At 68.3% G+C, this 12,752-nt stretch carries 13 protein-coding genes; 5 read left to right on the forward strand and 8 right to left on the reverse strand.

Features of this window, described 5'->3' with window-relative positions; all coding sequences use genetic code 11:
- The first annotated feature begins 1 nt into the window (after nt 1).
- The 4 genes from FE374_RS11370 (at nt 2) to FE374_RS11385 (ending at nt 4,439) form a co-directional block, all read left to right on the forward strand.
- On the forward strand, nt 2-1,651 hold the full coding sequence (locus tag FE374_RS11370; RefSeq protein WP_139929153.1) for a flavin-containing monooxygenase: 1,650 nt from the start codon (nt 2-4) through the stop codon (nt 1,649-1,651).
- Nucleotides 1,652-1,783: 132 nt separating this feature from the next.
- Nucleotides 1,784-2,971, forward strand: coding sequence for an AraC family transcriptional regulator (locus FE374_RS11375; protein ID WP_168205669.1), 1,188 nt, complete (start codon nt 1,784-1,786; stop codon nt 2,969-2,971).
- 487 nt (nt 2,972-3,458) lie between these two features.
- Entirely contained in the window at nt 3,459-3,860 is a 402-nt protein-coding gene (locus tag FE374_RS11380) for a RidA family protein (protein ID WP_139929157.1), read from the forward strand.
- Nucleotides 3,861-4,016: 156 nt separating this feature from the next.
- Nucleotides 4,017-4,439 (forward strand): cupin domain-containing protein, encoded by a 423-nt coding sequence (locus FE374_RS11385; protein WP_139929159.1) that lies wholly within the window; start codon nt 4,017-4,019, stop codon nt 4,437-4,439.
- A gap of 391 nt (nt 4,440-4,830) precedes the next feature.
- Here FE374_RS11385 and FE374_RS11390 read toward each other — a convergent pair whose 3' ends face one another.
- Nucleotides 4,831-5,175, reverse strand: a complete 345-nt coding sequence (locus tag FE374_RS11390; protein ID WP_139929161.1) for a DUF202 domain-containing protein — start codon at nt 5,173-5,175, stop codon at nt 4,831-4,833.
- Complete coding sequence (locus FE374_RS11395; RefSeq protein ID WP_139929163.1) at nt 5,172-5,540, reverse strand: YidH family protein; 369 nt, start codon at nt 5,538-5,540, stop codon at nt 5,172-5,174. The genes FE374_RS11390 and FE374_RS11395 overlap by 4 nt, the downstream gene beginning before the upstream one ends.
- Before the next feature lie 185 nt (nt 5,541-5,725).
- Between FE374_RS11395 and FE374_RS11400 the strand changes: the two genes are divergently transcribed.
- Nucleotides 5,726-7,393, forward strand: a complete 1,668-nt coding sequence (locus FE374_RS11400; protein WP_179957311.1) for a sulfatase-like hydrolase/transferase — start codon at nt 5,726-5,728, stop codon at nt 7,391-7,393.
- A gap of 69 nt (nt 7,394-7,462) precedes the next feature.
- Here the strand turns inward: FE374_RS11400 and FE374_RS11405 are convergent, their stop codons facing one another.
- The 6 genes from FE374_RS11405 to FE374_RS11430 form a co-directional block, all read right to left on the reverse strand.
- Nucleotides 7,463-8,287: an ABC transporter ATP-binding protein gene (locus tag FE374_RS11405; protein ID WP_230978273.1), complete on the reverse strand. Its 825-nt coding sequence runs from the start codon at nt 8,285-8,287 to the stop codon at nt 7,463-7,465.
- Complete coding sequence (locus tag FE374_RS11410) at nt 8,280-9,044, reverse strand: ABC transporter permease (protein ID WP_139929165.1); 765 nt, start codon at nt 9,042-9,044, stop codon at nt 8,280-8,282. Before FE374_RS11410 ends, FE374_RS11405 begins: the two co-directional genes overlap by 8 nt.
- Nucleotides 9,041-9,889 carry an ABC transporter permease gene (locus tag FE374_RS11415; protein ID WP_139929167.1) on the reverse strand — a complete coding sequence of 283 codons (849 nt, stop codon included), beginning with the start codon at nt 9,887-9,889 and terminating at the stop codon, nt 9,041-9,043. The genes FE374_RS11410 and FE374_RS11415 overlap by 4 nt, the downstream gene beginning before the upstream one ends.
- Before the next feature lie 17 nt (nt 9,890-9,906).
- Nucleotides 9,907-10,773: an ABC transporter substrate-binding protein gene (locus tag FE374_RS11420; RefSeq protein WP_168205670.1), complete on the reverse strand. Its 867-nt coding sequence runs from the start codon at nt 10,771-10,773 to the stop codon at nt 9,907-9,909.
- 443 nt (nt 10,774-11,216) lie between these two features.
- Entirely contained in the window at nt 11,217-12,170 is a 954-nt protein-coding gene (locus FE374_RS11425) for a formylglycine-generating enzyme family protein (protein WP_139929171.1), read from the reverse strand.
- Nucleotides 12,171-12,317: 147 nt separating this feature from the next.
- Nucleotides 12,318-12,716: a RidA family protein gene (locus tag FE374_RS11430; protein WP_139929173.1), complete on the reverse strand. Its 399-nt coding sequence runs from the start codon at nt 12,714-12,716 to the stop codon at nt 12,318-12,320.
- Nucleotides 12,717-12,752 lie beyond the last annotated feature (36 nt).

Below are 12,752 nucleotides of genomic sequence, written 5' to 3' on the forward strand. Positions count from 1 at the left end.
CATGCACATCGCCATCATCGGGGCCGGCTTCGCCGGCCTCGCCGCCGGGAAGGTCCTCACTCAGTTCGGGCACGAGGTCACGATCTACGAGAAGGCACCCGACGTCGGAGGTGTGTGGAGCTCGACGCGTCGCTATCCGGGCCTCTCCACCCAGAACAACAAGGGCACGTACGCGCTGCCGGACCTGCCCATGCCCAAGCACTTCCCCGAGTGGCCGAGCGGGGAGCAGGTCCAGCAGTACCTGGAGGCCTACGCCCGCAAGTTCGCGCTCCTGGACAGGACCCGCCTGAGCACCGAGGTGATCGGCGCGGACCTCGACGAGAGCGGTCCACGGTGGACGATCCGCACCCGCGGCCCGGCCGGCGAGGTCCACGAGAGCGCGGACTTCGTCGTCGTCGCCAACGGCATCTTCTCCGACGCCTTCACACCGTCCTACCCGGGGCGGGACGAGTTCGAAGCCGCCGGTGGAAGGGTGTGCACGCCGTCGGACGTCCGAGATCTCGCCCAGGTCGAGGGCAAGCACGTCGTTGTCGTCGGGTACGGGAAGTCCGCGTGCGACATCGCCACCGCCATCAGCGGATCGGCCGCCACCACGTCCGTCGTCGCGCGACAGCTGATCTGGAAGATGCCCAAGAAGCTCCTGGGCGTGCTCAACTACAAGTACCTCATGCTCACCCGCCTGGGCGAGGCCCTCTTCGAGTACCAGCAGACGAAGGGCGTCGAAGCCTTCCTGCACGGCAAGGGCAAGGCCGTCCGTGACGGCATGCTGAGCGGGCTCCAGGCCGTTGCCACCAAGCAGCTGCGGCTCACGCGGAGCGGCCTCGTCCCGGTCGGCGGCTTCGAGCGCATCGCGCGCAGCACCGTCAGCCTCACCAGTGACTCGTTCTTCAAGAAGGCCGCCTCCGGCGAGATCGACGTCGTCCGGGACAGCCAGATCGTGCGCCTGTTCGAGCAGGGCGGGCTGCCCATGGCCGAGCTCGCAGACGGGTCTACGCGACGCGCCGACGTCGTGATCGCGGCCACGGGGTGGCGCCAGGGGGTGCCGTTCCTCAGCCCCGAGATCCAGGACCGTCTCACCGACGAGCGGGGCAACTTCGAGCTGTACCGCTTCGTGCTCCCGCACGACGTGCCCGGTCTCGCCTTCTGCGGCTACAACTCCTCGTTCTACTCGCCGCTGTCCGCCGAGGTGGCGGCGCTGTGGATCGCCGACTACCTCATGGACGGGAGCAACCTGCCCCCCGTGGCGGAGCGCCGCCGCCAGGTACAGCAGCGGCTGCGGTGGATGGAGGAACGCACGGAGGGTCACCACGCCCGCGGGACGAACCTCATCCCGTTCTCGATGCACAACGTCGACGAGATGCTCGCGGAAATCGGGATCATCATCCCGCGAGCCCAACGAGTCCGAGAATGGCTGTTGCCGGCGAACCCCCGCGACTACTGCCGGATCACCGAGCAGCTCCTCGCGAGGCAGCAGAGCGCGCGGCGCGACCTCGGCGAGCCGAGCCTGCCGCGCGCCACGGAGCAGCCGAGTGCGGCACAGCTAGCAGATCAGGCAGCTGGGCCCGTGGCCGAGGATCGGCACAGGTCACCACGGGCCGAAGAGCAGCCCAGCACGCCGGGGGCCGAGAAGGAGCGGAGCATCGTCAACTGACGCGGTGCCTCGTGCACTGCTCACCGCACGATGACCGCTCGGCTGACGTGCGAGACGTGCGCCGGGGCCGGGATGCGGCCGGTGGCTGCATCCCCGGCCCCGGCACCATGTTGCGCCGCCCAGAACGTAGACGTGGCCGCGCGTGTGATGGATGATCACATCGCACGGAAGGTGGTGGTCCCTCTGACTCCCGGTCGATCGGCTGAGTGGCGCGCGGTGGCGCCGCCCACCTCTGCGCCGCCCGTCAAGGGCGGTGGGACCGCGTCGATCAGACAGCCAGCGGTCGCCTTGGGCGCGTCGTCAGAAATGCGGACCCGCCGGCTGGACGAGTTGCGCGAGTCGGTCTCGCATGCGGCGACCCCCCACGACGTGACCCTCCGCGGCGGGGACCTGGACGGCGTCGTCAGTGCCTCGCAGGCAGCACAGACCAACGTCGTGTTTGTCCGGTACGGCGCCGATGTGCTGGTGGAGGCGGGCCCCACAGGCGGTCGCTTCGTCCTGACGGTCCCACTGGGCCCGATGGGCGTGGGTACGAATGCGGTGGAGCGGCACTTCTCCTCCCCCTTCGTGCTCACCCCCGACCGCAGGACGCTCATGGCCCCACATCCGTGGGAAGGAGCGCTCGTGATCGCCACGAGCATCGCTCGCGTGCGGGATCACCTTGGAGCGCTCGCCGGCATACCGCCAGACGGCGACCTCGAGTTCCGCTGGTCGTCCACCGCCCCCTCGCCCCTTCCTCCGGGCTATCTGGATTCCACCTGCCGGTCAGTAGCTGAGACGCTCTTCCGCAGCCCGGCTCTTCCAGACGTTGCGGTCCGGTCGCTCGAGCAGACCCTCATCTCGGCAGCGCTGCTGACCCTCCCCCACACCCATACGGGAATGCTCCAGAACGGCTCGGCCCGGGTGTCGACCTCGCACGCCGAAGCGGCGCGGGCATGGATGGCGGAGTACCACGGCGCCGCCGTCACGGTGCCGGACGTGGCCCGCTCGATCGGGTTGTCGGTGCGACAGCTACAGACGGTCACCATGGAGCGTTTCGGTCTCACGCCGACCGAGATGCTGCGTGGGATCCGGCTGGCCGAGGCCCGCCGCCGCCTTACCGGTGCGGGCGCCGAGCTTGCCGCCACGGTGGCCGAGGCTGCCCACTGTGCCGGTTTCGTCCACCTGGGCCGCTTCGCTCAGCTCTACCGCAGCACGTACGGCGAGACGCCGCACCAGAGCTTGGCGACAGCCCGGAAAGGCTCGCTACCCGACGACTCCTCGCGGAACGCAGTGCCATCGTCAGAACAGGTTTCGCCAGTACACTTCCCAATCTATTAACGGTCGATAGATTCGCCCGGCTGCGGGACCGCTCGATGATGCATGGTGCAATAGGCGAGCGGGTCCCGTGCGGAGATTCCGCCCCGCGCGCGATTTCGATCTTTCGGCGCAACTAGTCATGCGCGACCGCGTAGTCACCCGTTCGCTTTATAGCGCTGGCGTCTAGCGGATGCCGAAAGGTGCGCCACGTCGGCCCGCCATCTTTCCGGGGGCGTGCACCGCAGCGTGACCCTCCCGGTTCTGGCGCCGTTCCGTGCATGCGTTCCCGACGAGGTCGCGCACCCCCTCACACACGACCGCGGCTGATCGATCCACGCTAGAGCATCCGTGCGCGGCTCTCGAAAGAATCAGGTACGCCATTTACGGACTGTGGCGTCACACTTTCCGAAATAGTCTGACCTTTGGGGGCCGGAATGTGATAGTTGACATATGAGCACACCCCCCCTATGTTCACCGAAACCGTCGACGACGATCGGAGATTGCCGCCATGTCAGCCTCAACTCGCGAACTGATCAATCCACCAGCGATTCACCCGGCTCCGGGTTTCAGCCACGTCTCAATCGCCGAACCGGGGCGGATCGCCTACATCGCGGGGCAGGTCGCACTGGCGCCGGACTTCAGCGTCGTGGGAGGCGATGACCTCGCTGCGCAGACGAGAGCGGCCATGCAAAACGTGAAGCTGGCGCTCGACGCGATCGGAGCGACATGGGACGACGTCGTCCGTCGCACGATCTACACCCTGAGGCCCACGGAGTACGAAGTCATCACGAGCGCCATCGAAGCTGTCCAGGGCTCCAGCCAGCACCCTGCGCAGACCATCGTCGGAGTCACCGGACTAGCGGTCGACGGTCTGCTGATCGAGATCGAGGCCACCGTTCACCTTCCGTAGGCGCCAGCCGCGCAGAGAGCACCGCAGCCCCGAGGAGGTGCAAGGCGCGGCGGCACGAACACGATCAAGAAGACAGGCGAGACAAACACGCACTGAAAAGTCCCGGCAAGAACGGAACAGGCACGCGAGAACGTGCCCTCACCTCACGGAGCGAAGATGAAGATCGACAAAGACGGCGGGCTCGTCATCGACACCGATGCCATGGAGTGGCGCACCCTGGCGCCGGGGGTCGGCATCAAGGTCCTGCGTCTCGACCGCGCGTCGGAGGAGTGGACGATCATGATCCGCTCCGAGAAAGGCTCGGTTCTGCCCCCGCACCAGCACATCGGCAACTCCGAGATCTACATCATCAAGGGCGCCGGACATCATGAGCAGGCAGGTCACTTCAAGACCGGCGACTACGTCCTCGAACCGGACGGGGCCACCCACAGCCCGCTCTTCTTCAACGAAGAGGTCATTCAAATCATGTTCGCGAAGGGGCCATCGCAGTTCCTGGACGAGAATGGGAACCCGACGTTCCTGATGGACGTCAACATGCTGAGCGGCTTCGCCGAGGAGCATGTTCTGGCGTCGGCCTGACGAGGCGGATGAGGTGGCACTCAACGCCTGATCGGGTAGTTCACCCGGGCGGCATTCAGGACCCCGCTGTTTCCCACGCTCCTAGGGGAACTGTGGGCGACTGCTGAGGATCGCGGCCGATGCGTCAAGATCGTGGCCCCTCGGCTGCTGGTACGTCGACACCGGCAGCCGAGGGTCTCACGATCTTCCGGGAACGGTGCACTCAGCCAGGCACGACCACCACGAGAATCCGCCCGCGGTCACAGTCGTCTCCCGTTACCGACGGGTGGCAGGCATGCCGTCGATGAGCCCGCCATCGCCGGTGGGGCCCCCGGGCTGCTGTCATGCCCATCCCAGAAGCCCCGTGTCGCATGAGGCCGGCAAGAACCTCGTAGGACCGCCGGGTCGCTCGCTAGAGCCGTGAGATGACGAAGGCGAGTGCGCCGATGCCGGCGATGAACGTGACGGCGGCCGTGACAAGGAGAAGCGCGGCTCCGGGCAACGCGCGCCTCTCTCCCTCCCCCACCAGGACTCGATGGACGGTCCGGTAACGGGCCGTCGCCACGACCGCTATCGAGGCGCCGAGCGCCGCCCCGACGAGCACGGCCGCGAGTGTCAGCGCGCCGAGCTGTGGCGCGAACAGTCGAGCAGCGAGCAGAGGCCCGAGGGCGAGCGCCAGGGCGGTCCGACGCCACGCCAGCGCCGTCCGCTCGGGCTGCAGTCCTGGATCGAACAGTTCGGCCCCGGGCTGTGTCACTTGACCAGCACACCGATCAGCAGCACGGCACCTCCGATGAAGACCCCCACCCCGAGCGGACCTGCCATGGCCGGAGCCGGCAGCGGGCGTGCTTCTCGCAGCGCCCGCTCGACCCGCATCCAACCGAACCACGCCTGAACCGGCGTGACCGCACCGAGACCGATGAAGATCAGTGACGCCGCAAGGCCGAACGAGCGCTCGATCGGCAGCTGGAGCGCTTCCAGAGCGACTCCGACGGCAAGCAGCGCCAGCGAGGTCCGGACCCACGCCAGATACGTCCGCTCGTTGGCCAACGAGAACCGGACGTCCGGCTCAGCGCCGGCACGGTAGACCCGACGCGGAAACCGGCGGTCGTCGACGGACAAGCTCTCCTCATTCCAGCCGGGTCCGTGTTCGTGCAAACCCAAGCACGTTCAGCCCCGTCGGGACGGCGGGGGCACTCTTGACATTTGATCACATACCGGCGAGTCTCGGGTGAAACCTCGCCGTGCACTGGTGTCTGGAGTAGGCGCCGTGCCGCCACGGTGACAGACGAAGAAGGATTGTGCCAATGGCATCCGACGATCGCATGCCCGGGGGCCGGCGCCCCAACTTCATCATCATGTGTATGGACCAGTGGGACGCGCACATGGAGCTGCCGGCGAATCTCCGGCTGCCTGCGATGGAACGGATGGAGGAACGCGGGGTCACCTTCGAGAAGCAGTACTGCACGGTGCCGATGTGCACGGCCTCGCGTGCAGCGATGTGGACCGGCGTCCATGCCAAGAACACGGGCCTGTGGGACAACCTCAACTTCTCCTGGATCCACGAGCTCTCGCCGGACGTCCCCACCATCGGGCACATGCTGCGCGAGCAGGGCTACTACACCGCGTTCAAGGGCAAGTGGCACCTCTCCGACGTGCCGATGTCCGAGGACGCGCTCGAACGGTACGGCTTCGCCGACTTCCAGGCCTGGGGCGAGATGTTCGGTACACCGCTCCAGGGCGCGATGCTCGACGGCACCGTCGCCTTCGAGACGGTCGACTGGTTGCGGCACCGGGCTCCCAAGGACCAGCCGTGGTTCCTGATCTCCTCGATGGTCAACCCGCACGACGTGATGTACATGCGCACCGAGCCGTTCATCCCCCCACGGGAGAACGGCACGATGAAGCGCGCGGTCCATCTCCCCCAGACCCTCGGGATCTTCGAGGAGTGGGACGTCACGTACCCACCGAACTTCGACGACGACCTCTCCGGCCAGCCGCCCGGGGTCACCTCCTACCGCAACAACATCGAGTGGAACTACGGCGCAGTCCCCGACGACCGGCCCGACCTGTGGCTCCAGCGCCGCAACTACCTCCTGAACTGCCTGCGACTCGTCGACCAGGAGTTCGGCAAGGTTCTCGACGAGATCGAGCGGCAGGGCCTGTGGGACAACACGGTCGTCATCCTCACCTCCGACCACGGGGAGATGAACGGCGCCCACCGCCTCGCACAGAAGGGCGGCATCCACTACGAGGAGGCCGCCGTCGTGAACATGTCCGTCGCCGTGCCGGGTGGGCCGGCAGGCACCCGGACTCGCGCGGTCGGTTCCCACCTGGACCTCGCCCCCACCGTCCTGGAACTCGCGGGCCTGAGCCAGGAGGACATTGCCCGCCGCTACCCACAGCTCCGCGGTCGCAGCCTGGCGGAGGTGCTCCACGACCCGGACGTCCCCGGCCCGCGGGGTTCGATCGATGAACCCGGTGCCGGCGCCCTGCTGTGCTGGGACGGGCTCTTCATGCTCGATGCCGAGTGGTCCGTCAGCGGCGCACTGCGCTCCATGGTCGACCTGCCGCACGACCGCCGGGACGCCTCGCTCCTCGAGGCCGGCGAGAAGTACGGCGCCCCCGACTTCTCGCTGCGGACGTTCTACCGCGCGGTGGTGGACGGGCGGTACAAGCTGGTGCGCTGGTTCAGCCCCGAGGACTACGAGACGCCACGCGACGTCGACGACCTGCTCAGCCGGTCGGACCTCAGCCTCCACGACCTCTGGAAGGATCCTGGCGAGCTGGTCAACCTGGCCGACCCGACTCGGGTGGAATTCGACCGCGGCCTGGTCGCGACCCTCCTGGACAAGCTCAACGCGCTCATCGACTGGGAGCTCGGTGACGACTCCTGCCCGTTCGACCTCGACATGTTCGGCACGCGTGAGCTCGTCTACACCCGCACGTCGGAAGCGGCGACGCGCACCTCTTGAGCCGGCTCGACTCGAAGCAGCGCCCCGGTGCCATGGCACCGGGGCGCTGCTTGTGACCAGCGGGAACGCTCAGCGCGCGGCGATCTCCGTGATGAGGGAGTAGATGTGCGAGCGCAGCTGGGCGAACCGGGGGTCGCCCTTGGTGCTCACCTGGTGCCTCGGTTTGGCCAACGGCACCGCGATCTCCTCGGCTATCTCCGTGGGCGACTTGGTCAGCACGAAGACGCGGTCGGCGAGGTAGACCGCCTCGTCGATGTCGTGGGTGACGATGAGCGCCGTCATGTTGAGCTCCCGGACGATCGTCAGGACAAGGTCCTCCAGCTCGGCGCGCACGATGGCGTCGAGCGAGGCGAACGGCTCGTCCATGATCAAGATGTCCGGCTCGTACGCCAGGGCCCGTGCGATGGCCACCCGCTGCTGCATCCCGCCGGAGAGCTGCCACGGGTACTTCCGGTCGACGTGGCTCAGGCCCACGGCGGCGAGCGCCTCGTCGGCCTTGGCGTGCACCGTGGCCCGGTCCTTGTGCTTCTTGCGGATGGGCAGCTCGACGTTGCTGCGCACCGAGCGCCACGGCAGCAGGGAGCGCGAGTAGTCCTGGAAGACGACCGCCATCGCCTCGGGCGGTCCCTTGACCTTCTGACCCTCGAAGAGCACGGCGCCCTTGGTGGCCGGAAGGAGCCCGACGATGCAGTTGAGCAGCGTGGTCTTGCCGGCCCCCGAGGGGCCGACGATGGCGATCATCTCTCCGGCGCGGACGTCGAAGCTCACCGAGCGGATGGCCTCGACGGCGTCACGCCCGCTCCCGTACGTCTTTCCTACCTCGGTGAGCTCGAGGACGGACCGGTCGGCATGCTGCGCGGCCGGTGCGGTGTCGGTCATGGTCTGCTTAGTCATTGCTTTCCCCTCGCCACATGAGGACCTTGTCCTGCACGAGCACGAATCCGAGGTTCACCACGTAACCGACGATGGCGAGCAGGATGATCCCGCCCCACATCTCGGGGATGGCGAACGTCTGCTGGGCCTGGAGCACGTAGTAGCCGATGCCGTTGGTGGCGGCCACCATCTCGCTCGAGACCATCACGATGAGGCCGATGGCCAGCGCGGTGCGCATCCCGGCGAAGATCTGCGGTCCGGCGGCGGGCAGGATGACGAAAACCAGCCGCTCGACGGCGTTGAACCGGTACACCCGAGCCATCGCCTCCAGCTGGGGCTCCACCCCTCGCACCCCCTCGATGGTGTTGAAGAGGATCGGGAAGACCGCCCCCAGCGTGATCAGCCCGATCTTCATCGCGTCGCCCGGGCCCACGAGGATGAGGGCCCCCGGGATCAGCGCCACGGGCGGCAACGCCTGGAAGAAGACGATCAGCCAGCTCGGCATGCGCTGCACGAGGCCAGGGCCCCGGCCGATGACGGTGCCCAGCCCGATGCCGACCGCGCACGCCAGCAGATACCCGACGCTGAAGCGGACCAGACTGGGGAACGCGTGCTGCAGGAACGTCGGTCCGGTCCACGTCTCCACGAACCGGTCGAGGATGTCGGGCAGCGCGGGGAAGTACAGCGACGGCCGTGCCGTGCTGAGCACCCACCACAGCGCCACGAGCCCCGCGAGCAGCCACGTGCGGGCCAGGAGTGCCTTGATGGTCGTGCTCATGCGGCCTCGCGCCTCCTCGACGGGTGCCACTGCAGTGTCGGGGCCTCCAGCATGTGGAAGATCCGGTTGACGAGGACGCCGACCAACCCGGTCGCGACCACGAGCGCATACATCTCGGCCACGGCACCACCGGACTGAAGCTCGGTGATCCGGGCGCCGAGTCCCGGGGACCCCGTCACGATCCCGCCGGTGACGGCGAGGATCAGCGCCGCCGCCGCACTCAGGCGCAGCCCGGTGGCGACGAAGGGGGTGGCCGCCGGCAGCACGACGTTGAGGATCCGCTCACGACGGTTGAGCCCGTAGACACGCGCGGTGCGCAGCATGACGGGATCGACGGAACGCACGCCGTACGTGGTCTGGAGGTAGATGGGCCAGAAGGCGCCGATGAAGGCCAGCAGCGTGGCAAGGGCGACGCCGCTGCCGAGCAGCAGCACCGCCAGCGGGATGACGGCCACCGGCGGGATCGGCCGTAGCACCTCGGCCGTCATCGACGTGGCCGTGTAGGCGGCACTGCTCAGGGCCACCAGGACGGCGAGCGGGACCGCGATCACGACTGCGAGCAGGAGTCCGACGCCCCACGCCGTCATGGTGTTGCCGACGGCGGTCCAGAACACCGTGTCGACGAGCTGGGTGCCGAGATGTCCCAACACCGCCGGCATCGAGGGCACACCCGCACGGACAGGCTCACTCACCGCCCGGACGACCTCGACCAGCGCCAGGAAGAGCACGATCCCGACCAGGGGCTGAGCTCCCCGGACGCCGGCGAACCGGCCCGAGCCGATTCGCCGGCGCGAGGGGCGGCCCCTGCCGGGCGGCGACATGGTCGCCGCCTCGGCAGTGGTCACGTTGGAGGTCAAGAGCCTCAGCGCTCCCAGAGCACGGCGTCGACGTCGGGACGGGCCTCGACGAAGCCCTGGGCCACCATCGCGTCGGCGAGCGCGTCCAGGGTCTCGCGCTTGAGGTTCGTCGAGTAGGTGGGCAGCCGCATCCCGGCGAGGGCCTCCTCCGGGATCTCGGTGTAGGTGGCGATGGCCTCACGGACCGCGTCGGCGTTGGCGTTCGCGAACTCCGACGCCTCGCCGACCGCATCACAGAAGCCCGCCACGGCGTCGGGGTTCTCCTCGACGTAGTCACGGGTGGCCATGTAGGCAGATGCGGTGCCGTCCTCGCCGTACGGCGCCTGGATCGAGGCGACGATCTCCATCCCGGACTCCAGCGCGGGGGTGAGGAACGGCTCGGTGACGACGGCGGCGTCGACCTGGCCCCGCTCGACCGCACCCACCATGTCGGCCGGGTTGAGCGCGGTGAAGGTCACCGCCGCGGGGTCGCCGCCCATGTTCTCGATCTCGACCCTGGTGGTAAGCTCGTTCGCCGCCTTCAGGGCGTTGACGGCGATGGTCGTCCCGCTGAAGTCGGCGCCTGAGTCAAGACCGGACCCGCCCTTGGCGACGAGTGCGACGAGCTGCTCGTCGGGGTTGAGCGACTCGGCGTTCGACCCGCACACCAGGACGAGGGGGACGTCCTTGGTCTGGGCGTTCAGGACGACGACGGGCGAGGTGTAGGCGATGTGGCCGGCTCCGCTCATGAGCTCGGCCACCGCCGCGGCACCGTTCTGGACGAACGTGGTCTCGACCTCGACGGAGCGCTCCTGGAAGAGCCCCTGGTCCTGGGCGAGATAGATCGGCGCGGCGTCGGCGACCGGCATGATCATCACGTTGAGAGCGGTCACGGGAGCGGCACCAGCCGCGGACTCTGTCTCAGCGGCGGACCCTGTCTCGACGGTGGTGCCATTGCCTGCGGCACCGCCCTCGGCAGCGTTACAGGCAGCCAGGGAAAGGGTTGCGGCGACAGCGACCGCAACAACGGCGAACGGCTTCTTCATGGAGGACTCCCAGCTATCAGCGGCACGCAGCGGCGGTGCTGCGGCGTCGGCGGGTGGATCGCCGCCGAGCATTCCGTGACATGTGATCACATGTCAAGACTTAAGGTGAATTCGTTACAGAACCGTGCAAAAGCCCTCGCTGGGCACACGAGGACGGCGGGCACCTGGCCCTCGTGAGGGCCCCCTCGACACCGGTTCCGGGCTCCGGCCGCCGGCACTCGTCGTCAGTCCCGGAACGCCAGCGAGATGGAGGTCGCGGCGCGCTATTTCAGGCTACGAGGCCGCCTTCGCTACGACGTGACGGTGCGGAAGCCGAGGTTGCCGGTGGCCGTGTCCGGCGTGTTGGAGCTCCGGGCGGCGACGCGATATCGATAGCAGTAGGAGTCGTGGCAGAGGTAGGACCCTCCGCGCATGACCCGCACCGACCCCGCGGCCGGGCCGCGCGGATCCTGTCCCGGTGAGTGGGTGTAGTAGCGAGGGGAGAACCAGTCGGCGCACCACTCCCACGCGTTTCCCACCATGTCGTGCAGCCCGTAGCCGTTCGCCCCGAACGTGCCCACCGGATTCGTCGTGAGGAATCCGTCCTCGAGCGTGTTCCGGCCCGGAAACTCGCCCTGCCAGATGTTGCATCGGTGCGTGCCCGCCTCGTCAAGCAGCTCGTCACCCCACGGAAAGCGCCCACCCTCCAGGCCACCGCGAGCGGCGTACTCCCACTCCGCCTCCGTGGGCAGGCGCCGCCCGGCCCACCTGCAGTATGCGGCGGCGTCGTTCCAGGACACCTGGACCACCGGGTGGTCCGGCACGTCCTCCCAGGACGAGAGAAGGCCCGCGGGCCGCGCCCACGTGGCGCCCCGCACGACCAGCCACCAGGGAGTGCCGGTCGCCCGCCCGAGGATGTCGCTCTCGAGCGCGCGCACGGCGGAGTGGAAGACGGCGGACCAGCCGAACTTCTCGGAGTCGGTGACGTAGCCGGTGGCCTCGACGAAGCGGGCGAAACCGGCGTTCGTCACGTGGTGGACGTCGATCGAGAAGGGCCGGAGGACGACGTCGTGGACAGGGGTCTCCCCGTCCTGCTGGTAGCCCTCGCCGTGGTGGTCACCCATGGCGAACCTGCCGCCCGGGAGCCCGCGCTCGGCCCGGGGACCACCAGGGGCTGCCGACCGCACGCCCATGATGGCGTCAACGGCGACGACGTCCCCATCAGGTGCACCGGCACCACGTCCCGGTCCACAGCAGCTCGCCATGCGTCCTCCCAGCCCGTCCGGTCACAGCTTCGCGAGCCGGCGCGGGGCAAGTATGGCTTCGGCCGCCGCGAAAACACCAAACGTCTCGGTGCACGTGGCACTCGGCAAGAGGCGTACGAGGCGAAGCAGGACAGGTATACGCAGCACTCAGAACAGGTGAGCGGTCACCTCGATCTCGATGAGCAGCCCGTCGACGGCGAGACCGGTCACCCCGAGGATCGTCTGCGCGGGGTGCTCGGCGCTGCCCTGGACCTCCTCGATCGCGCGGGTGATCGTCTCGTACTCCGTCGGCTGCAACGTGTAGATCGTCCGTCGCATGACGTCGCCCCAGGATGCGCCCACGGCCTCGAGGGCGATCTCGACGTTCCGCATCGCAGCCCGGGTCTGCTCGGCGAGGTCGCCAGGACCGATGAGTCCGAAGTCGGGACCGAGCGCGGTCTGGCCGGCGATGTAGGCGACCCGGCCGGCTGGTGCAACCGAGACATGGCTGAATCCCGGGGCCGGATGCAGCCCCACGGGGTTGAGAAGCTCGCGGACCGTCGGCATTGACCATCGCCTCCAAGTGGGGTGCCCGCTTCTGCG

Source organism: Georgenia yuyongxinii, assembly GCF_006352065.1.
Lineage (GTDB): Bacteria > Actinomycetota > Actinomycetes > Actinomycetales > Actinomycetaceae > Georgenia > Georgenia yuyongxinii.